The organism is Pseudomonas sp. KNUC1026, from assembly GCF_021650705.1.
GTDB lineage: Bacteria > Pseudomonadota > Gammaproteobacteria > Pseudomonadales > Pseudomonadaceae > Aquipseudomonas.
In genome coordinates, this window is record NZ_CP087138.1 from 4,234,741 (window position 1) to 4,254,980 (window position 20,240).

Consider the following 20,240-nt stretch of genomic DNA (forward strand, 5'->3'; position numbering starts at 1 on the left):
GCCGCGGAGTAGACGATGAAAGACTGGCTGGACGAGATCAAATGGACCGATGACGGCCTGGTACCGGCCATCGCCCAGGATCACCGAACCGGGCGCGTGTTGATGATGGCCTGGATGAACCGCGAATCGCTGGCACTCACTGTCGCCGAGCAGCGTGCCATCTATTGGTCACGCTCGCGGGGCAAGCTGTGGCGCAAGGGCGAAGAGTCCGGCCACGTGCAAAAGCTGCACGAGCTGCGCCTGGACTGCGATGCCGACGTCGTCATCCTGATGGTCGAGCAGTTGGGCCAGATCGCCTGCCATACCGGCCGCGAGAGCTGCTTCTACCGCGTGTTCGAGAACGGCAACTGGAAGGTCGTCGATCCCGTGCTCAAGGATCCGCACGCCATCTACGCCGAGGGGCATCGCCATGAGTGACACCCTTCACCGCCTGGCCGAGGTGCTGGAAGCCCGCAAGCAGGCACCCGCCGACACGTCTTACGTGGCCAGCCTCTATCACAAGGGCCTGAACAAAATCCTGGAAAAGGTCGGCGAGGAGTCGATCGAAACCATCATCGCCGCCAAGGATGCGCAAAAAAGCGGAGATTTCAGTGATGTCATCTACGAAACCGCTGATCTGTGGTTCCATAGCCTGGTGATGCTGTCAGCGCTAGGCCAGCATCCACAGGCGGTATTGGATGAGCTGGATCGCCGCTTCGGTTTGTCGGGGCACGACGAAAAGGCTGCCCGCGAGCCCTCCGCCTGACTGTCTGAATTCGAGGAACTGTAAATGGGTATTTTTGACTGGAAACACTGGGTCGTCATTCTGATCGTCGTGGTGCTGGTGTTCGGCACCAAGAAGCTCAAGAACCTGGGCACCGACGTGGGCGAAGGCATCAAGGGCTTTCGCAAAGCCATGAACGACGGCGAGAAGGAAGAAGAAAAGCGCGAGCAGCAAGCTCACGCACAGGCGCAAACAAACGCCCAGCCCGGCGCGCCGCTGACCCCACCGCACACCATCGACGGCCAGCACCAGAAGGTCGAAGAGCCTGTGCGCAAGGATTGACCCATGTTCGGGATCAGTTTCAGTGAATTGCTGCTGGTAGGGCTGGTTGCCCTGCTGGTGCTAGGCCCCGAACGCTTGCCCGGCGCGGCACGCACGGCGGGTTTGTGGATCGGGCGGCTCAAGCGCAGCTTCAACTCGATCAAGAACGAGATCGAACGGGAGATAGGTGCGGACGAGATCCGCCGGCAACTGCACAACGAGCACATCCAGTCGCTGGAGCAGGAGGCTCGCAAGATCCTCAACCCCGAGGCTGAACACAAGCCCGAGCCAAAGCCCGCCGAGCCGCCGCCTGTTGTGCCCGAGCACAACCCTGCCCAGGGTGAGTTGCCATTGCCGCCAGTGATCAACCCGCCGCCGGCAGCTGCGGTAAACGAACCTGGGTTCGCACCGATACCAGCACCCGCAATACAACCGGCACCGGGGTCACAACCGGGATCGGAACCGACACCGGCAACGGAACCGAAAAAGCCCCATGAGTGACTTGCCCGAGCACGACCAGCCCATGCCGCTGGTGTCGCACCTGACCGAACTGCGCAACCGCCTGCTGCGCTGCGTGGCAGCCATCTTCCTTGTGTTCGCGGGCCTGTTTTCGTTTGCCCAGCAGATCTACACGATTGTTTCGGCGCCACTGCGCCAGTACCTGCCGCCTGGCGCAACGATGATCGCCACCGACGTGGCGTCGCCCTTTCTGACGCCGTTCAAGCTGACGATGATGGTTTCGCTGTTCGCAGCGATCCCTTTCGTCCTTTACCAGATCTGGGGCTTCATCGCGCCGGGCCTCTACCGCCATGAAAAACGCGTGGCCGTGCCGCTGCTGGTCTCGAGCATCCTGTTGTTCTACGCAGGCATGGCATTCGCCTACTTTCTGGTGTTTCCGCTGATGTTCAAGTTCTTTGCGGCGGCGACTCCAGAGGGTGTGTCGATGATGACCGACATCGCCAGTTACCTTGATTTCATCATGACGCTGTTCTTTGCCTTCGGCGTGGCGTTCGAAATTCCGGTCGCCGTGGTGCTGCTGGTATGGATCGGCGTAGTGGACGTGAAGTACCTGAAAAAAGCCCGCCCCTACGTGATCATCGGCTGCTTCGTAGTCGGCATGCTGCTCACCCCTCCCGACATCTTCTCGCAAACCCTGCTGGCCGTGCCGATGTGGATGCTGTTCGAAGTGGGCGTGCTGTGTGGTGGCCTGATTCGCAAGCGCAGTGACCATGACGAGGCCTCGGAGCCTGGCGATCAACCACCCGTGCCACGCGCGTGAACCTGCTGCTGCTCGAAGACGGCGACTTCATCGCCGAGAGGCGCGCCGTATTGCGTGACCGCCGACTGGTGCACATGCAGCAGGTGCAGCGCGTAGAGGCTGGCGACACCCTGCGTGTTGGCCAGCTCGGCGGCCTGATGGGCCAGGCCCAGGTGCTGCGCCTGGGCGAACGCGAGGCTGAGCTTGCCGTAACCCTGGAGCGCGAGCCGCCGGCCAAACTCGGCCTGACTCTGGTGCTGGCCGTGCCCCGGCCCAAAATGCTGCGCCGCGTGTTCCAGACAATCGCTACCCTGGGTGTGCCTCGGCTGATTCTGGTCAACAGCTACCGGGTCGAGAAAAGCTTCTGGCAAACCCCCTTTCTGGAGCCAGCGGCCATCCGCGAGCAACTGGTGCTCGGGCTTGAGCAGGCGCGGGACACAGTGCTGCCTGAAGTGATCATCGAAAAACGCTTCAAGCCCTTCGTGGAAGATCGCCTGCCTGCGATCACTCAAGGCACCCTGGGATTGGTTGGCCACCCTGGAGACTTCCCACCGTGCCCCCGTGCTGTGAGCCAACCGGTAACGCTGGCGATCGGCCCGGAAGGGGGCTGGATACCCTACGAAGTCGAACTGATGCAGCGTGCCGGGCTTTCGCCGGTGCAGCTGGGCGAACGCATTCTGCGTGTCGAAACGGCAGTCACCGCCCTGCTTGCGAGACTTTTCTGAGCATAAATGCCGTGGTTTTCTGGCCGCTTTGGCGGCCTTATTCCGGCGAAAATGCTTAATTCTGTGCCGATAACGCCAATGAAACATCCCGAAGCATTAGCCCCCTTCAGGATCTGATCCGCTGGCCGACGCACCCCCTTGTGTTCCCACCTCACAAGGAGTGTTTCCAATGCCATTACCGTCCCACGGGCTGCTGGCCAACCTCACCGTACAACGCAAGCTCACCCTGGGCTTCGGCCTGGTGCTGTGCCTCACTCTGGCCGTCACCGCAATAGGCTGGCTCGGCCTGTCATTGCTCACCCAACGCGGGGACAAGCTGGCCGAGGTCGCCGATATCGCCGACATGGCCCGCGAGATGCGCATTCAGCGCCTGAGGTACTCACTGCGCCCCTCCCGGCCGAGTCTCGAAAACTGCACGCTGCAATGGCGCGCCTGGGCGACGCCACCCAGTCGCTGCGTGGAAAACTCAGCGACCCGGACGACATTGCGCAGATGGACGTCATCCTCGCCGCTCTGAAGAAGTATCAAGAGCTGTTCAGTACCGTGGCGGCGATCCAGGCGGAACGCCCGATGGAAAGCCAGGCCATGCTCGACCAGATGAAAACCCTCGGCGACGACCTGATCGGCGCAAGCGAAGCCATCAGCCAGGCTCAGACACACAAGCGCGACAATGACACCACCAAGGCCAAGGCCCTGCTTGGCGGGATGTCGCTGCTCGCGCTCCTGCTGGGGATGGGCGCCGCGCTGTTGATCTCCCAGCAGATCATCGCGCCCTTGAGGCAAACCATCAAAACCGTGGATAAGGTCGCCGAAGGTGATTTGCGGGAAGTGAAAGCCTCTTCGCGGCACGATGAACTTGGCCAGTTGCAACAGAGCGTGGCAGGCATGAACCAAGGCCTGCGCGATCTTGTCGACGGCATCGGCGAGGGTGTCCAGCAATTGACCAATGCCGCAGAGCAACTCTCGGCCGTGACCGCTCAGACCAACGCAGGCGTGAGCGCGCAGAGGCTCGAAACCGATCAGGTCGCCACAGCGATGAACCAGATGGTCGCGACCGTACAGGATGTAGCGCGCAACGCCGAGCAAGCCTCCGAGGCGGCCACTGCCGCCACCCAGCAGGCGCGTGAAGGCGACCGGGTAGTCAATGAGGCGATCACCCAGATCGAAAACCTGGCCGACGAAGTCGAACGCTCTAGCGAAGCGATGACGCGGCTGGAGCATGAAAGCGGCAAGATCGGCGGGGTGCTGACGGTCATCAAATCGGTGGCCGAGCAGACCAACCTGCTGGCGCTGAACGCTGCCATCGAGGCAGCGCGGGCTGGTGAGGCCGGCCGGGGCTTTGCGGTGGTGGCCGATGAGGTTCGAAGCCTTGCGCAACGCACCCAGCAATCGACCGAAGAAATCGAAGGGTTGATCACGGCGCTGCAGAACGGTACCCAACAAGCCGTGAACGCCATGACTACCAGCCGCTCGCTCACTGAGAGCAGCGTGCAGCTCGCACGCCAGGCCGGCAGTGCCCTGGGCAATATCAACGAGACCGTGGCCAGTATTCAGTCGATGAACTATCAGATCGCAACCGCAGCCGAGCAACAGGCCACGGTGGCCGAGGCGATCAACCAGAACATCGTCAATGTGCGCGAGGTCTCGGAGCAGACCTCATCCGGCAGCGAAGAGACCGCTGCGTCCAGCGTAAGGCTGGTACGGCTGGGCAACGACCTGCGAACGCTGGTTTCACGCTTCAAGGTCTGAAGCCAGAAAGAAAAAGGCCCCGGCCGGGATTACCGGCCAGGGCCTTTCGTGCCAACGCGATCAGGCCGGCTGCGCCGAACCTTGAGGCTGCAACGGCAGCTGCGGCGCATGCGCGTCCGACGCGTGAGACTCACGCCAGGCCTTGAGCCACAACTCGTTGTGCTCTTCCCACACCCGCTGGTGCAAGCGAGCCAGGGCGACCGGGTCGCTCAGCAACGCCAGGCGATCATTGCCCTTGAGTGCTGCAGGGCCGCCCTCCAGCGCTTTGGCGATCCATTGCTCACGGTTCGCCTCGATCACTGCATTACCCGGCTTGTGCCGCGCGGTGGCCAGAGCACAGGCCAGCGCGTTCTGCCGAGGGTCGACGACGCTGCGCACGAAGCCATCCTTGAGCGCGTGGTAGCGGTTTTCCTGGGTGTACGCCTCGGTAGACGCCAGTGCCTGGGGCACTTCGTATTCCTCAGGGATCAGGAAGAACTTGTCGTCCTTGGCTTGCAGGCCGAGGTTGGTACGGCTCGAAATCACCGACACCGGAATCGCCAGAATCAGCGACACCACGATCGGCGCCAACCACCACAGGAAGCTGGGGTTCAGCCACCACACCAGCAGCGACCACAGCGCGCCGAGCACGAACTGCGAACCATGGCGGCGTACAGCTTCGCTCCACGGGGTGGAGTCGTCGTCACGCTGTGGCGAGTTCCAGACCGCTGCCCAGCCCAGGAACGCGGCCAGTACGAAACGGGTGTGGAACAGCATGCGCACCGGCGCCAGCAGCATGGAGAACAGCATCTCCATCAGCATCGAGGCGGTGACTTTCAAGCGCCCACCGAACTCCTTCGCCCCCTGGAACCAGATCAGCACCACGCTGAGCAGCTTGGGCAGGAACAACAGCACGGCAGTTGTCGAGAACAGCGCGATGGCTTTGTCCGGATGCCATTGCGGCCACAGCGGGTAAAGCTGGCGAGGCTCCAGGAAGTAGGCAGGCTCCATCAGCGTGTTCACTGCCAGCAGCGCAGTGGAGAGCACGAGGAAGAAGAACCACAACGGCGCCGACAAGTAGGACATCACGCCGGTGAGGAACACTGCGCGGTGCACCGGGTGCATGCCTTTGCCCAGGAACAGCCGGAAGTTCATCAGGTTGCCGTGGCACCAGCGCCGGTCGCGCTTGAGCTCATCGAGCAGGTTCGGCGGAAGCTCTTCGTAGCTGCCCGGCAGGTCGTAGGCGATCCACACGCCCCAGCCAGCACGCCGCATCAGCGCCGCTTCGACGAAGTCGTGCGAGAGGATAGCGCCCGCGAACGAGCCCTTGCCCGGCAACGGCGCCAAGGCGCAGTGCTCGATGAAAGGCTTCATGCGGATGATCGCGTTGTGGCCCCAATAGTGCGATTCACCCAGTTGCCAGAAGTGCAGGCCGGCCGTGAACAGCGGGCCATAGACACGAGTGGCGAACTGCTGCAGGCGAGCATAGAGCGTGTCCATGCCCGATGCCTTGGGCGCCGTCTGGATGATGCCGGCATCCGGGGATGCCTCCATCAGCCGAACCAGGCTGGTCAGGCATTCGCCGGTCATTACGCTGTCGGCATCGAGCACCACCATATAGCGGTAGTCCCCGCCCCAGCGGCGGCAGAAGTCGTCGAGGTTACCGCTCTTGCGTTTTACGCGGCGGCGGCGGCGGCGATAGAAGATGTGGCCGAAGCCGCCGGTTTCACGGCATACATCCATCCAGGCCTGCTGCTCGGCCACGGCGATGTCGCCATCGTAGGAATCGCTGAGAACGAAGAAGTCGAAACGGTCCAGATCGCCCGTGGCGGCGACCGACTCGAACGTCGCGCGCAAGCCGGCGAACACGCGCGGCACATCTTCGTTGCAGATTGGCATCACCAGCGCAGTGCGGGCGCCGGGTTCGATTGGCTCGTTACCGGCACTGGCGCCGGAAATCCGGTACTTGTCGCGGCCGGTAATCAACTCCAGGAAGCCCATCAAGGCAGTCCAGAAGCCTGCCGACACCCAGCAGAACAGGATCCCGAACAGGATCAGGATGCTGGTTTGCAGCACGTAGGGCAGTACTTGCTGTGCGCTGACCAGAATCGGCTGGCGCGCAACTTCCTGCAGGTCGATCAAGGCCCAGCCCTGGTAGGGCATGATGCCTTTCATGTAGTAGCCGGCGACGATGGTCTGGCCGATCATCAGCAGCAACAGGATGTAACGGCGGATAGAGCCCACTGTGCGCCAACGCGCCTTGGGCAGGTCGCGCACGTCACTGGTGGGCTGCGGAGCTGGGCGTTTGCCGGTCATGCGGCGCCAGCCACGGGTGACCACGTTGGTCTTCCACGGCTCGGGCACTACACGGGTACGGTTGATAGGCGGGGTAGCCTTGAGTTTCACTCGGCCAGCAGCGTCAAGCACGAGCATTTCCTGCTCCTGCAGATCGGCGGCACTGCCCACGGTCAGCCGCGCGCCTACCGAGCCCTGGCTGCCTTCGGCAGGCAAGGGGCGGTCAGGCGAGGCGTTCGTGAAGCTCGGCGAAGGAGGAGCAGCTCGCGAGTTCCGCGCGCTGCTGTTCACTCAAGGGCAGGTGGGCCAGGTACTCATCGAGCGACTCTGGCCTTGGCTGTGCGTTACTCATCGGCAGGCAACTGGTAGCTCCAGGTTTCAGTCAGGACTTCTTCAGTCGTGACCGGTTTTGCCGGCGCAGCGGCGTCGGCTGGCTGCTCAGCAGCGGCCTGGCCTTCTTCGGCCTTACCTTCGGCAGGCTTGTCTGAGGCGGCGACCTTGTCGTCAGCCTTCGCAGGCGCGGCCTTGTCGGCTTTGTCGGCCTTGGCTTTGCCTTTGCTCTCAGCCTTGGCGTCGTTGGCAGCGACCTTGGTTTCTTTGACTTCTTTGGCTTCTTCAGCCTTGGCAGCCGGCTTGGCGTCGTCCGGGTTGGTCACATCCTGCACCAGCGCAGCGCGCATCTCGACGTTCTTGCTCGGGTCTTTGACCTTGATACGCAGGGTCAAGCGCCAGCCCTGAGTCTCAGGGTTGTAGCGCACGTTGTTCTCGACCACATCGGCGTTGTCGCTCACGCTGACCTGGCCGCGCACCTGGGCGTCGTCCAGCATCGCCTTGAGCTTGGGCCCGGTGAAGTCCACCAGGAACGCCATGCTGCCGTCGGCCTGGCGAACCAGGTTGGACTGTTTCACGTCACCTGTGGAGCGCATGGTCTGCTTGACCCAGGCAACATCCGGCGAGTGCAGGGAGTCTTCGTCCATGCTCCAGTGCAGGCGGTAGTTGAACTCCAGCGGCTGGCCGGCTTCGGGCAGCTTCTCGGGGTTCCAGTACGCCACGATGTTGTCGTTGGTTTCGTCCGCAGTCGGGATCTCGACCAGGTTCACAGTGCCCTTGCCCCAATCGCCACGGGTTTCGACCCAGGCGCTCGGGCGCTTGTCGTAGCGGTCGTCGAGATCTTCATACCGGTAGAACTCGCGGCCGCGCTGCAGCAAGCCAAAGCCTTTGGGGTTCTCGATGGTGAAGCTGCTCACCGAGAGGTGCTTGGGATTGTTCAGTGGGCGCCAGATCCACTCGCCGTTGCCGTTGGCAATGGAGAGGCCGGTGGAATCGTGCAGCTCGTGGCGGTAGTTCAGAACCTTGGAAGGCTGGTTCTGGCCGAACAGGAACATGCTGGTCAACGGCGCGATGCCCAGGCGGCTGACCTGATCACGCAGATAAACGCGCGATTGCACGTCGACCACACTGTCGGTGCCGGGGCGCAGCACCAGTCGGTAGGCGCCGGTGGAACGCGGGGAGTCGAGCAGTGCGTAGATGATCAGCTGCTTGTCTTCGGGGTTGGGCTTCTCGATCCAGAACTCGCGAAAACGCGGGAATTCTTCGCCCGACGGGGCGGCGGTGTCGATAGCCAGGCCACGCGCGGACAGCCCGTATACCTGGCCCTTGCCCACTACGCGGAAGTAGCTGGCGCCCAACATGGTCATCACTTCGTCGAGCTTGTCGGACTTGTTGATCGGGTACATCACCCGGAAGCCGGCCCAGCCAACATTTTCAATACTTTTTGGATCGATCTGCAGATCACCGAAGTCAAACCGCTCAGGGTCGTACTTGATTTCCTCGACCGTCGAGGAGGTAACCTCGTTGATCTTCACCGGCGTGTCGAACTGCATGCCCTGGTGATAGAAGGAGAGCTTGAACGGCGTTTTGTCCTGGGCCCACTCCACCTTGTCGCGGCGGAAGTGGATCTTCTGGTAGTCAGCGAACTTCAGGTCGCGCAGGGCAGGTGGCAAGTTGCTCTTGGGTGCTTGAAACTTCTGCCCCGCCAGCTCCTTGGCCTTTGCCGAAACGTCTTCCAGGCTGAAGGCCCAAGCAGGCGCTGCGCCTAGCAGGCCCAGGAGCACGGAACCTGCCATCAGGGCAGAGAACAGTCGCTTTCCGGTTGTGGATTCTTTGGTACAAGCACTAGCAATCACGAGCTACCCTCGCCGAAAACAGATCATTTAACCAACGGCCAGCTGTCGAATAGCCAGGTTGGCGAGCATTGTTCCGACTCCAAAAGGGCTGAATGATTCCCTCCGGGATGCCGGCTCACCTCAGGTTTGAAAAAAACGGATCGGTAAAATCCTGGAACACTGGCGCGCGATTATCTCGTAGCGCGTTGAATCGCGCATCAGGGCAAGTGAAGAATTTATGCTACAAAACGGCATTTTTCCGCACTGCTGGCCGACTTTTTTTAATCAGGCCTGCAGCATGAATGTCACAGGGCCATCATTGATCAAATGGACCTGCATGTCAGCCCCGAACCGGCCGCTCTGCACAACCGGATGGCGCAGTCGCGCCTGCGCCAACAGGTAGTCGAACAGCTGCTCGCCCAACGCAGGCGGTGCGGCGCTGAAAAAGCTTGGCCGCATGCCGCTGCGAGTGTCGGCCGCCAGCGTGAACTGCGACACCAGCAACAAGCCGCCGGCGACATCCGCCAATGACAGGTTCATCTTGCCCTGAGCATCGCTGAACACACGGTAGTTAAGCAGCTTGTGCAGCAGTTTGTCGGCATGGGCTTGTGTATCACCAGGCTCGACAGCCACCAGCACCAACAAACCCTGGTCGATTGCCCCCACTACCTCACCTTCGACCTCCACTCGCGCGCAGCGCACACGCTGCAACAGCCCCTTCATGCTTCTTCGAGCGGCAGGTCGAGCAGGCGACGGGCCATGCGATCGGCGGCACGTACCAGCGCATCGGTGATGCCCGGTTCGGAAGCGGCGTGGCCTGCATCGCGGATGACGTTGAGTTCACTGCCAGGCCACGCCTGATGCAGTTCCCAGGCGTTCTCCAGCGGGCAGATCACATCGTAGCGGCCGTGCACCAGGGTCGCCGGCAAGTGCGCGATCTTGTGTACGTCACGCAGTAATTGGTTTGGCTCCAGAAACGCGCTGTGCTTGAAGAAGTGCGTTTCGATGCGGGCAATCGAGAGTGCCCGGGAAGGCTCGGAGAAGCGGTCGACCACCAACGGGTTCGGCCGCAGGGTCGCGCAGCGGCCTTCCCACAGGGACCAGGCCTTGGCCGCATGCATTTGCGCGATCTGGTCGGCACCGGTCAGGCGCTTGTAGAAGGCGCCGAGGAGATCGCCGCGCTCGTCCGCCGGGATCGGTGCCACGTAGTCATGCCAATAATCGGGGAACAGCCGGTTGGCGCCTTCCTGGTAGAACCACTGAATTTCCTGCGGGCGGCAGAGGAAGATGCCACGCAGGATGAGGCCATGAACGCGCTCAGGGTGTTTCTGGGCGTAAGCCAGCGCCAGTGTCGACCCCCATGAACCGCCGAACAGCACCCACTTGTCGATGCCCAGGTGCTCACGGATGAGCTCCATGTCCTGCACCAGGTCCCAGGTCGTGTTGTTCTCAAGGTTCGCATGGGGCGTGGAGCGACCGCAGCCGCGCTGATCGAAGGTCACGATGCGGTAGAGATTGGGGTCGAAATAGCAACGGCTCGCGGCATCGCAGCCCGAACCGGGGCCGCCATGGATAAACAGAACCGGCAACCCCTGCGGTGAGCCGCTTTCATCCACATAAAGCACATGAGGCTCATCCACGGCCAGATCATGCCGGGCGTAAGGTTTGATCTGAGGGTACAAGGTCTGCATCAGGCGCTCCGTCGGGGAAGATTCAGCCAGATGGCATCATAAACCCTTATCGGCGCAGGGAGATAGAAGCGCTTGGCCTTCTGCCAACCTGCGTCAATGCCGGATGTCGCTGTCAGGGGTACGCCAGATCAAGCGGCTGGTGTCGTAGCCCTGTTGCCGCGCCTTGGCCATGAGCAACTGGCGGATGTCCTCAGGCACGGTCCGGCTGCGGCTCAGCAGCCAGAGGTATTTGTGGCTGGGGTGCCCGACTATGGCGTAGCGATAGTCATCACTGAGATAGATGATCCAGTAGTCACCCGTGGCGATACCCGGCAGCACACCGGAAAACCATGTATCGAAGCTGACCTTGAGCCGATCATCAGTACCTGGCGAAACGCTCCGGGCGGTGCCGTGGGCCTCTTGCATCTGCCCCTCAAGCGTGCGGCAGCGGTTGAGCACATCGACATTGCCGTCAGCCTTGAGCTGGTAGTGAGCTTCGGACTGGGCGCAGTCACGCTGGAAGAACATCGGCAAGCGCGCCTGCTCGTACCACATGCCCTGGTACCGCTTGAGGTTCACCTTGCCCACGGTGTTGGGAGCCAGGTCTTCCCCCTGAGTCGCGCAGCCTGCAAGCACCATCAACCCTACAGCGGCCAGCCATGCCCTCATTGCAAGCCCTGCTCGGTATAGAGCACGACTTTGTCGGCGGCGTACTGAACACTCACGAAGCGCTGCTCGTCACCCCAGGTGCAACTGGCCATGCCAGCCGTGCCGGTGCATTTCTCGGGCTGCCCGAGCACCTGCTCGACAGCGGCCCGGCTCATGCCGGTTTCAATCTTCTTGTAATTTTCCAAGGTCAATTTGTTGCAACCGGCCAAAGCCAGGCACAACGCAAACAGAGCCAAAACGCGGGAATACATGGAACAACTCCGGAACAGGCGGTGTTCGTTTGAGGGGCAAAAGGGTTTCGGGTTCCCGACCACCGGGTAATTACCGCCTCGCTTGGCCACGACGAAAGGGCTCATCTTTTCCAAACACCTGCCGAAACGCCTGACAACGTGCACTTACGTCCAAAAAAATAATGCACGCCCCGTCCCCGCCCCTGCCTCGAGCCTACGTGCCATGCGAACTCAAAACATGAAATTCAGCCACAAGATCCTGCTGGTCGCAGCCTTGATCGTGGCCCTGGCCTTTGCCTGCTTCATCCTGTTCAACGACTACCGCCAACGCCAATCGCTGCGCCAGAACACCGAATCGACCATGAACGAGCTTGGTGCGTTGACCACCAGCAACGTGCAGACCTGGTTGCAAGGCAGGATCGAGCTGCTGCAATCGATGGCACAACAACTGGCTGCCCAAGGAACAGAGCCCGCCCAGTTGCCCGGCATCGTCGGGCTGCCGGTGTATCCAGCCAATTTCCAGCTGAGCTATTTCGGCAGCGCCGAAGGGCTCATGTTCTCGGTACCGGCCGGCAATCGACCCGCCGACTACGACCCGCGCGCACGCGGCTGGTACAAGGCGGCGACCGCCGCTGGCGCTGCAACCGTCACCGAGCCTTACATCGCGGCCTCCAGCGGCAAGATGGTGGTCACCGTGGCCGCACCCGTCCAGCGTGCCGGGCAGTTGATTGGTGTGGCTGGCGCAGACATCGACCTCGCCCGTATCAGCGAAATCATCAACTCGCTGAACTTCGAAGGCCATGGCCAGGCATTCATCGTCAGCGCCAGCGGCAAGATCCTGATCCACTCAGACCCCAAGCTGGTGCTCAAGCCGCTGATCGAGGCCTTCCCTCAGGGCGCGCCCTCACTCACCCCCGGCCTCAAGGAAGTGGAGTTCAACGGCAAGCCTCAGTTGATCTCTTTTACACAGGTCAGCGGCATCGCCAGCGCCAACTGGTACGTCGGCCTGATGCTGGAGAAGGACGCGGCCTACAGCATGCTCGGCGAATTCCGCACCTCGGCACTGATTGCAACGGCCATCGCGGTGCTGGTGATCATTGGCCTGCTCGGCGTGCTGATCCGTGTGTTGATGGCGCCTTTGCGCGTGATGGGCAAGGCCATGGAGGATATCGCCCAGGGTGAGGGCGACCTCACGCGCCGCCTGGCCATTCACGGCAACGACGAGTTCGGCCAGTTGGGCTCCGCCTTCAACCGTTTCCTGGAGAGGATTCACGAGTCGATCCGCGAAGTGTCCTCGGCGGCGGCACAGGTGCACGAGGTGGCCGGCCGTGTGGTGCAGGCATCCAACGCCTCGATGGGCAACTCCGACCAGCAGGCCCAGCGCACCAACAGCGTGGCGGCCGCGATCAACCAGCTTGGCGCGGCCGCTCAGGAAATCGCGCAGAACGCTGCCCTCGCCTCGCAGCACTCCAGCGACGCCCGCAACCTGGCGAGCCAGGGCCAGCAGGTGGTCGACAGCACCATCGCGGCGATGGGAGAACTGTCGGCGAAGATCAGCGACTCCTGCGGCACCATCGAAACTCTGAACACCAATACAGTGAACATCGGCCAGATTCTCGAGGTGATCACCGGTATTTCCCAGCAGACCAACCTGCTGGCGCTCAATGCGGCGATCGAGGCCGCACGCGCCGGCGAGGCCGGCCGCGGCTTCGCGGTGGTGGCAGATGAAGTGCGCAACCTGGCGCACCGCACCCAGGAGTCGGCGCAGCAGGTTCAGACGTTGATCGAGGAGTTGCAGGTGGGCGCGCGCCAGGCCGTCGGCAAGATGACCGAAAGCCAGGTGCAGAGCGAAAGCAGTGTTGGCATCGCCAATCAGGCGGGCGAACGCCTCAGCAGCGTGACCCTGCGCATTGGTGAGATCGATGGGATGAATCAGTCGGTGGCGACTGCCACGGAAGAGCAGACCGCCGTGGTCGACACCCTCAATCAGGATATTTCAGAGATCAACATGCTGAATCAGGAGGGTGTGGAGAACTTGCAGGCGACCTTGCGTGCCTGTGGTGATCTGGAGCAGCAGGTGAGCCGGCTCAAGCAGCTGGTAGGCAGTTTCAGGATCTGAAATAAAACCCCCGCAGATCATTCGGTGGGAGGGCGGCTTGCCGCGCGACATTCCAAGATGCCCATTGCACGTCGCCCGGCTAGCCGGCCTCCCACTTCGTGATCTGCGCTCCTGCAGTTCACCCCTGGGAGGGCGGCTCGCCGCGCGACATCTCAGGCTTTGGTTACTTGTGGTACCCGGTGATCCGCTCGACCTCTTCCTTCGAACCGAGGAACACCGCCACCCGCTGGTGCAGCCCCTCAGGCTGAATGTCGAGAATCCGCTGGTGCCCATCGGTAGATACGCCGCCAGCCTGCTCGACGATGAACGACATCGGGTTGGCTTCGTACATCAAACGCAGCTTGCCGGGTTTGGAGGGTTCGCGAGCGTCGCGCGGGTACATGAACAGACCACCGCGCGTCAGGATGCGGTGCACGTCGGCCACCATCGAGGCGATCCAGCGCATGTTGTAGTTCTTGCCCAGCGGGCCTTCCTTGCCTTCGAGCAACTCATCGACGTAGCGCTTGACCGGGGCTTCCCAGTGGCGCTGGTTCGACATGTTGATTGCGAATTCAGCGGTGCTTTCAGGGATCAGGATGTTCTCGTGAGTCAGCACGAAGCTGCCCATCTCGCGATCGAGGGTAAAGCCCTTCACGCCGTCACCCAGAGTCAGGATCAGCATGGTCTGTGGGCCGTAGATCGCGTAACCGGCCGCAACCTGCTTGGTGCCAGGCTGCAGGAAAGCTTTTTCATCGAGGCTGTCGTTCTGGCTCAGATAGCCCTCAGGGCAACGCAGCACCGAGAAGATGGTCCCGACCGACACGTTCACATCGATGTTGGAAGATCCATCGAGCGGGTCGAATACCAGCAGGTACGCGCCCTTGGGATATTTGCCGGGAATCTGGTAGGCGTTGTCCATTTCTTCGGACGCCATGCCGGCCAGGTGGCCGCGCCCACTCGTTGGCTTCCAGCAGAATTTCGTTGGAGAGCACGTCGAGCTTTTTCTGCACTTCACCCTGGACGTTTTCAGTGCCCATGCTGCCCAGTACGCCACCCAGGGCGCCCTTGGACACGGCGTAGCTGATTTCCTTGCAGGCACGCGCGACCACTTCGATAAGGAAGCGCAAATCGGCAGGGGTATTGTTGCTGCGAGTCTGCTCGATCAGATAGCGGCTGAGGGTAACGCGAGACATGGAGGAACTCCGGCTTCGAGGGGGATGTTGGAACCCGCGCAGTGTACACCAGCGCAGCCCGTCAGACCGTCCGGCACGGCGGAAGTTGCCTCCAGCTTCAAGCTTCAAGCAAGAGCCGCTGGTGCATCACCATGCGGCTCTGGCTCCACTTGAAGCTTTCGGCTTGCAGCTTTCGCCCCCAGGGCGCTTCTAGAGCGCTTTCCAGATGTCCTTGGCGTATTCGCCGATCGTGCGATCGGAGGAGAACCAGCCCATGCGCGCTGTGTTGTGAATCGCCGAACGCCACCATTGCTTGGGCTGGCGCCACAGTTCTTCCACGCGCATCTGGGCGGCCCAGTACGACTCGAAGTCAGCGCACAGCAGGAAACGGTCGTAGTTGAGCAGCCCCTCGATCAGGCCTGCATAGCGCGACGGGTCATCCGGCGAGAAAGTACCGCCACGAATCGCCTGCAGCACATCGTTGAGCCGGTGCGAATTGGCGGCCTCGCCGTGGGCGCTGAAATCGCCATTGTGCTTGCGTGCCTCCACCTTCATCCGCCGTCAGGCCGAAGATGAACATGTGCTCCTGGCCCACGTGGTCAGCCATTTCGACGTTGGCGCCATCCATGGTGCCGATGGTCAATGCACCATTGAGGCCAAACTTCATGTTGCTGGTGCCCGAGGCTTCATACCCTGCCGTGGAGATCTGCTCGGAAAGGTCGGCCGCCGGAATGATGCGCTCCGCCAGGCTTACGTTGTAGTTGGGCAGGAACACCACTTCGAGCAGGCCGCGCACGGTCGGGTCGTTGTTCACAGTGCGGGCGATGTCGTTGGCCAGCTTGATGATCAACTTGGCCTGGTGATAGCTGGCCGCTGCCTTGCCGGCGAAGATCTTCACCCGCGGTGCCCAAGGCTTCTCGGGCGTGGCGCGGATGGCTTGATACAGCGCCACGGTGTGCAACAGGTTGAGCAGTTGCCGCTTGTACTCGTGGATGCGCTTGACCTGCACGTCGAACAACGCTTTCGGGTCGACCGTCACACTCAGCCGCTCCTGAATGATCTGCGCCAACAACTCCTTGTTGTGCAGGCGCTGGTCGGCAAAGCGGCGCTGGAAGGTGGCGTCTTCAGCAAACTGGTCCAGCCCTTTGAGCTCGGTCTCGGGGTGATCGAGCACGCTCTCACCGAGTTTGTCGACCAGCATGGAGGTCAGCTTGGGGTTGGACTGGTACAACCAGCGGCGGAAGGTGATGCCGTTGGTCTTGTTGTTGATGCGGTCCGGGTACAGGCGGTTGAAGTCGGCGAACACGGTGCTGCGCATCAGTCAGTGTGCAGTGCAGACACACCGTTGATGCTGTGCGAGCCCAGGAACGCCAGGTTGCCCATGCGCACGCGGCGGCCGTTGGCTTCGTCGATCAGCGACACCGAGCGCAGCAGGTCGAAGTCATGCATCTCTTCGGCGCGCAGGCCATCGATGTGCTCAGCATTGATCAGGTAGATGATCTGCATGTGGCGCGGCAGCATGCGCTCCATCAGCCCTACCGGCCAGGTTTCGAGCGCCTCGGGGAGCAATGTGTGGTTGGTGTAGCTGAGGGTCTACCGTTACCTTCCAGGCTTGCGCCCATGGCAGCTCGTGGATATCCACCAGCAGGCGCATCAGCTCGGCCACGGCGATGGACGGGTGCGTGTCGTTCATCTGGATGGCAACGTGCTCACCCAGGTTGGTGACGGTGTTGTGCATATTGATGTGGCGGCGCAGCAGGTCTTGCAGCGACGCAGAAACGAAGAAGTACTCCTGGCGCAGCCGCAGTTCCTGACCTGCCTCGGTGCTGTCGGCGGGGTACAGCGCGCGCGAAATGCTTTCGGCGCGGGCCACGTCTGCAACTGCACCCAGGTGGTCGCCCGCGTTGAAGCGCTCCAGGTGCAAGTCTTCCATCGCCCGTGCGCGCCACAGGCGCAGTGTGTTCACGCTCTTGCCGCGCCAGCCCACCACAGGGGTGTCATAGGCCACTGCACGGACTGTTTCGCTCGGCACCCACACCTGCCGGCCCAGGCTGCTGGCCTCGACATGGCCACCGAAGCTGATCGGGTAGATCACCTCGGGGCGCTCGAACTCCCATGGGTTGCCGAAATCCAGCCAGGTCTCGGTCTGTTCCTGCTGCCAGCCATCGATCACGGCCTGGCGGAACAGGCCGTGTTCATAGCGTATGCCATAACCGTGAGCGGCCACACCCAGGGTCGACATGCTTTCCATGAAGCACGCTGCCAAGCGCCCCAGGCCACCGTTGCCCAGCGCCGCGTCCGGTTCTAGCACTTTGATCTTGTCGAAATCCACACCAAGGCTATCCATCGCCTCACGGGCGACATCCAACAGGCCCATGTTGCTCAGGCTGTCGGTGAGCAGTCGGCCGATGAGGAATTCCAGGGAGAGGTAATACACCCGCTTTTGCTGGCTGCGGTAGATCTGCCGGGTGTGGTCCATCCAGTGATCGACCATCTGGTCGCGGGCCGCCAGGGCGATGGCCTGAAACCAGTCGTGCTCAAAAGCGTGCTCGGGGTCCTTGCCCACCGCGTAGGTCAGTTTGGCGAGTACTGCATCACGAAATTCGTTTACATCGACGTTAACTTTGCGGGGTTCCTGAGACATGAGGCGTCCTCGGCACTGGAAAAGAAGGCGAATGAGATCAGACTAGACGCTCTGACAGAAGGCGGCGTGTCGGGTTCGAGTACATTTGCTCCCAAGAAAGCAAAAAACCGGCCGATGGATACTTATTGATCAGCCGCGCGGGTATCATCGCGCGCCTTCGTTGAACCTTGCGTGAATGCCATGAGACCGACCCTGATTGCCGCCGCTGAACTCGACCGCCTGGAAACCTGGCAGAAGTACGCCAGCCACATGTGTGGGAGCTGCATGTCCAGCTGCTGCACGTTGCCGGTGGAGGTGCGCATCAAGGACCTGATCCGCATCGGCGTGGTGGATGAGTTCGAAAAGGACGAACCACCGAAAAACGTAGCCAAACGCTTGCAGAAAGAAGGGATTGTGGAGCGGTTCAACCAGAAAAGCGGGATCTTCACTCTGGTACGCATGAGCAACGACGATTGCCTGTATCTGGACCGAAAGAGCCGGCTGTGCACCATCTATGAGCGCCGCCCTGACACCTGCCGCAACCACCCGAAGATCGGGCCACGGCCGGGGTATTGCGCCTATAAACCAAAACCGGCCCGCTGAGGGCCGGTTTTTAAGCTACAAGCTACAAGCAAACCAGCTTGCGGCTCGTAGCCAGAGGCTCGTAGCTCAAAGGCTCTTAGCCCTTCGAAGCACGCTTGCGCTCGTTCTCGTTCAGCAGTTTCTTGCGCAGGCGGATCGACTTCGGCGTGACTTCAACCAGTTCGTCGTCATCGATGAACTCCAGGGCCTGCTCCAGGGTGAACTTGATTGCCGGAGTGAGCTGGATGGTTTCGTCCTTGCCCGAAGCGCGCATGTTGTCGAGCTTCTTGCCCTTGGTGGGGTTGATCACCAAGTCGTTGTCGCGCGAGTTGATGCCGGCCAGCATGCCTTCGTAAACCTCGTCGCCTGGCGAGAGGAACAGCTTGCCGCGGTCCTGCAGGGTTTCCAGGAGTAAGTCAGCGCAGTGCCCGCTGCCATCGAAACCAGCACGCCGTTCTGGCGGTGGCCTACAGCGCCGCCTTTGATCGGGCCGTATTTTTCGAAGGTGCTGGTCAGGATGCCGGTACCGGAAGTCATGGTCAGGAAGGCGTTACGGAAGCCGATCAGGCCACGTGCCGGAATGACGTACTCCAGGCGCAGGCGGCCCTTGCCGTCCGGCACCATGTTGGTCAGCTCGCCCTTGCGCAAGCCCATCTGCTCCATTGCCGGGCCCTGGTGCTGCTCTTCGACGTCGATGGTGACGTTCTCGTAGGGTTCCTGCTTCTCGCCGTCCTTCTCGATGATCACCACTTCAGGGCGGCCAACGGCCATCTCGAAGCCTTCGCGGCGCATGTTTTCGATCAGTACCGAGAGGTGCAGCTCGCCACGGCCGGAGACCTTGAACTTCTCGGGCGAATCGCCTTGCTCGACGCGCAGGGCCACGTTGTGCAGCAGCTCTTTGTCCAGGCGGTCCTTGATGTTGCGGCTGGTCACGAACTTGCCTTCTTTACCGGCGAACGGCGAGTCGTTGACCTGGAAGGTCATGCTCACGGTCGGCTGGTCAACGGTCAGCGGCGGCAGCGCCTCAACGTTCTGCGGGTCGCACAGGGTCTCGGAAATGAACAGCTCGTCCATGCCGCTGACGCAGATGATGTCACCGGCTTCGGCTTCCTGAACTTCCATGCGCTGCAGGCCGTGGTGGCCCATGATTTTCAGCACGCGGCCGGTACGCTTGTTGCCGTCGTCGTCGATGGCCACCACCGGGGTGTTCTGCTTGATGCGGCCACGGGCGATGCGGCCGATGCCGATCACACCCAGGAAGCTGTTGTAGTCCAGTTGGGAGATCTGCATCTGGAACGGGCCGTCAGCATCGACGACCGGAACCGGCACGTGCTTGATGATGGCTTCGAACAGCGGGTCCATGTTTTCGGCCATGCTTTCCGGATCATCACCGGCGATGCCGTTGATGGCGCTGGCGTAAACGATCGGGAAGTCCAGTTGCTCGTCGGTGGCACCGAGATTGTCGAACAGGTCGAAGATCTGGTCGATGACCCAGTCAGGGCGCGCGCCCGGGCGGTCGATCTTGTTGACCACGACGATCGGGCGCAGGCCGGCCTTGAACGCCTTCTGGGTCACGAAGCGGGTTTGTGGCATCGGGCCGTCCTGGGCGTCGACCACCAGCAGCACGGAGTCGACCATCGACATCACGCGCTCTACTTCACCGCCGAAGTCGGCGTGGCCGGGGGTGTCGACGATGTTGATGTCGTAGCCGTTCCACTTCAGAGCGGTGTTTTTCGCCAGGATGGTAATGCCGCGCTCGCGTTCCTGGTCGTTGGAGTCCATCACCCGCTCGCCTTCGGCTTCTTTGCGGTCCAGGGTGCCCGACAGTTTCAGGAGCTTGTCGACCAGGGTGGTTTTGCCATGGTCAACGTGGGCGATGATGGCGATGTTGCGGAGATTGTTTCTCACAGGGCGTGTCTCGATCGATGAATGCGTAAGGCCGGCGCCAGTGCGCCAGGCAGAGTGAACGGGTGCAGCGGGCAGTTCAGGCGTCGGGAGGGC

The 20,240-nt window shown here is 61.7% G+C and carries 15 protein-coding genes and 5 pseudogenes; 11 read left to right on the top strand and 9 right to left on the bottom strand.

Annotated features, from left to right (window positions below):
- Positions 1–15 precede the first annotated feature (15 nt).
- The 8 genes from hisI (at position 16) to LN139_RS25845 (ending at position 4,756) form a co-directional block, all read left to right on the top strand.
- Positions 16–417: a phosphoribosyl-AMP cyclohydrolase gene (gene hisI, locus LN139_RS19950; RefSeq protein ID WP_236355859.1), complete on the top strand. Its 402-nt coding sequence runs from the start codon at positions 16–18 to the stop codon at positions 415–417.
- On the top strand, positions 410–745 hold the full coding sequence (locus LN139_RS19955; protein ID WP_236355861.1) for a phosphoribosyl-ATP diphosphatase: 336 nt from the start codon (positions 410–412) through the stop codon (positions 743–745). Before hisI ends, LN139_RS19955 begins: the two co-directional genes overlap by 8 nt.
- Positions 746–769: 24 nt before the next feature.
- Entirely contained in the window at positions 770–1,045 is a 276-nt protein-coding gene (locus LN139_RS19960) for a twin-arginine translocase TatA/TatE family subunit (RefSeq protein ID WP_236355863.1), read from the top strand.
- A 3-nt stretch (positions 1,046–1,048) separates the two neighbouring features.
- On the top strand, positions 1,049–1,525 hold the full coding sequence (gene tatB, locus LN139_RS19965) for a Sec-independent protein translocase protein TatB (RefSeq protein WP_236355865.1): 477 nt from the start codon (positions 1,049–1,051) through the stop codon (positions 1,523–1,525).
- Positions 1,518–2,303 carry a twin-arginine translocase subunit TatC gene (gene tatC, locus LN139_RS19970; RefSeq protein ID WP_236355875.1) on the top strand — a complete coding sequence of 262 codons (786 nt, stop codon included), beginning with the start codon at positions 1,518–1,520 and terminating at the stop codon, positions 2,301–2,303. The genes tatB and tatC overlap by 8 nt, the downstream gene beginning before the upstream one ends.
- Positions 2,300–3,007, top strand: a complete 708-nt coding sequence (locus tag LN139_RS19975) for a 16S rRNA (uracil(1498)-N(3))-methyltransferase (RefSeq protein WP_236355878.1) — start codon at positions 2,300–2,302, stop codon at positions 3,005–3,007. The genes tatC and LN139_RS19975 overlap by 4 nt, the downstream gene beginning before the upstream one ends.
- A gap of 169 nt (positions 3,008–3,176) precedes the next feature.
- Positions 3,177–3,524 carry a hypothetical protein gene (locus tag LN139_RS25840; protein ID WP_442964342.1) on the top strand — a complete coding sequence of 116 codons (348 nt, stop codon included), beginning with the start codon at positions 3,177–3,179 and terminating at the stop codon, positions 3,522–3,524.
- Positions 3,525–3,739: 215 nt separating this feature from the next.
- Positions 3,740–4,756 (top strand): methyl-accepting chemotaxis protein, encoded by a 1,017-nt coding sequence (locus tag LN139_RS25845; RefSeq protein WP_442964454.1) that lies wholly within the window; start codon positions 3,740–3,742, stop codon positions 4,754–4,756.
- Positions 4,757–4,816: 60 nt separating this feature from the next.
- Here the strand turns inward: LN139_RS25845 and mdoH are convergent.
- The 6 genes and pseudogenes from mdoH to LN139_RS20010 form a co-directional block, all read right to left on the bottom strand.
- A pseudogene (gene mdoH, locus LN139_RS19985) lies at positions 4,817–7,382 on the bottom strand (glucans biosynthesis glucosyltransferase MdoH).
- Positions 7,375–9,216: a glucan biosynthesis protein G gene (locus tag LN139_RS19990; protein ID WP_442964343.1), complete on the bottom strand. Its 1,842-nt coding sequence runs from the start codon at positions 9,214–9,216 to the stop codon at positions 7,375–7,377. Before LN139_RS19990 ends, mdoH begins: the two are co-directional and overlap by 8 nt.
- Positions 9,217–9,480: 264 nt before the next feature.
- Entirely contained in the window at positions 9,481–9,918 is a 438-nt protein-coding gene (gene dtd / locus LN139_RS19995) for a D-aminoacyl-tRNA deacylase (protein ID WP_236355888.1), read from the bottom strand.
- Positions 9,915–10,886: a prolyl aminopeptidase gene (gene pip / locus LN139_RS20000; protein WP_236355890.1), complete on the bottom strand. Its 972-nt coding sequence runs from the start codon at positions 10,884–10,886 to the stop codon at positions 9,915–9,917. Before pip ends, dtd begins: the two co-directional genes overlap by 4 nt.
- Positions 10,887–10,979: 93 nt before the next feature.
- Complete coding sequence (locus LN139_RS20005) at positions 10,980–11,534, bottom strand: lipocalin family protein (protein ID WP_236355892.1); 555 nt, start codon at positions 11,532–11,534, stop codon at positions 10,980–10,982.
- Positions 11,531–11,785, bottom strand: a complete 255-nt coding sequence (locus LN139_RS20010; protein WP_236355894.1) for an outer membrane protein assembly factor BamE — start codon at positions 11,783–11,785, stop codon at positions 11,531–11,533. Before LN139_RS20010 ends, LN139_RS20005 begins: the two co-directional genes overlap by 4 nt.
- Positions 11,786–12,002: 217 nt before the next feature.
- Between LN139_RS20010 and LN139_RS25850 the strand changes: the two are divergent.
- Both LN139_RS25850 and LN139_RS25855 read left to right on the top strand, forming a co-directional pair.
- Positions 12,003–13,028 (top strand): annotated as a pseudogene (locus LN139_RS25850) (HAMP domain-containing protein); the annotation flags it as partial.
- A gap of 90 nt (positions 13,029–13,118) precedes the next feature.
- Positions 13,119–13,883: a methyl-accepting chemotaxis protein gene (locus LN139_RS25855; RefSeq protein ID WP_442964455.1), complete on the top strand. Its 765-nt coding sequence runs from the start codon at positions 13,119–13,121 to the stop codon at positions 13,881–13,883.
- Between the two features lie 163 nt (positions 13,884–14,046).
- On the opposite strand, the pseudogene LN139_RS20020 reads toward LN139_RS25855, so the two are convergent.
- Both LN139_RS20020 and LN139_RS20025 read right to left on the bottom strand, forming a co-directional pair.
- Positions 14,047–15,055: pseudogene (locus LN139_RS20020) on the bottom strand (class 1 fructose-bisphosphatase).
- 189 nt (positions 15,056–15,244) lie between these two features.
- Positions 15,245–17,678, bottom strand: a pseudogene (locus LN139_RS20025) (glycogen/starch/alpha-glucan phosphorylase).
- 180 nt (positions 17,679–17,858) lie between these two features.
- Between LN139_RS20025 and LN139_RS20030 the strand changes: the two are divergent.
- A complete protein-coding gene (locus tag LN139_RS20030; protein ID WP_236355899.1) occupies positions 17,859–18,260 on the top strand; it encodes a YkgJ family cysteine cluster protein in 402 nt (133 codons plus the stop codon).
- 76 nt (positions 18,261–18,336) lie between these two features.
- Here LN139_RS20030 and typA read toward each other — a convergent pair.
- Positions 18,337–20,147, bottom strand: a pseudogene (typA, locus tag LN139_RS20035) (translational GTPase TypA).
- Positions 20,148–20,240: the final 93 nt, after the last annotated feature.

Coding starts and splice junctions, on each gene's coding strand:
- hisI (WP_236355859.1), top strand. CDS start 16: ATGAAAGACTGGCTGGACGAGATCAAATGGACCGATGACGGCCTGGTA.
- LN139_RS19955 (WP_236355861.1), top strand. CDS start 410: ATGAGTGACACCCTTCACCGCCTGGCCGAGGTGCTGGAAGCCCGCAAG.
- LN139_RS19960 (WP_236355863.1), top strand. CDS start 770: ATGGGTATTTTTGACTGGAAACACTGGGTCGTCATTCTGATCGTCGTG.
- tatB (WP_236355865.1), top strand. CDS start 1,049: ATGTTCGGGATCAGTTTCAGTGAATTGCTGCTGGTAGGGCTGGTTGCC.
- tatC (WP_236355875.1), top strand. CDS start 1,518: ATGAGTGACTTGCCCGAGCACGACCAGCCCATGCCGCTGGTGTCGCAC.
- LN139_RS25840 (WP_442964342.1), top strand. CDS start 3,177: ATGCCATTACCGTCCCACGGGCTGCTGGCCAACCTCACCGTACAACGC.
- LN139_RS25845 (WP_442964454.1), top strand. CDS start 3,740: ATGGGCGCCGCGCTGTTGATCTCCCAGCAGATCATCGCGCCCTTGAGG.
- dtd (WP_236355888.1), bottom strand. CDS start 9,918: ATGAAGGGGCTGTTGCAGCGTGTGCGCTGCGCGCGAGTGGAGGTCGAA.
- pip (WP_236355890.1), bottom strand. CDS start 10,886: ATGCAGACCTTGTACCCTCAGATCAAACCTTACGCCCGGCATGATCTG.
- LN139_RS20005 (WP_236355892.1), bottom strand. CDS start 11,534: ATGAGGGCATGGCTGGCCGCTGTAGGGTTGATGGTGCTTGCAGGCTGC.
- LN139_RS20010 (WP_236355894.1), bottom strand. CDS start 11,785: ATGTATTCCCGCGTTTTGGCTCTGTTTGCGTTGTGCCTGGCTTTGGCC.
- LN139_RS25855 (WP_442964455.1), top strand. CDS start 13,119: ATGGGCAACTCCGACCAGCAGGCCCAGCGCACCAACAGCGTGGCGGCC.
- LN139_RS20030 (WP_236355899.1), top strand. CDS start 17,859: ATGAGACCGACCCTGATTGCCGCCGCTGAACTCGACCGCCTGGAAACC.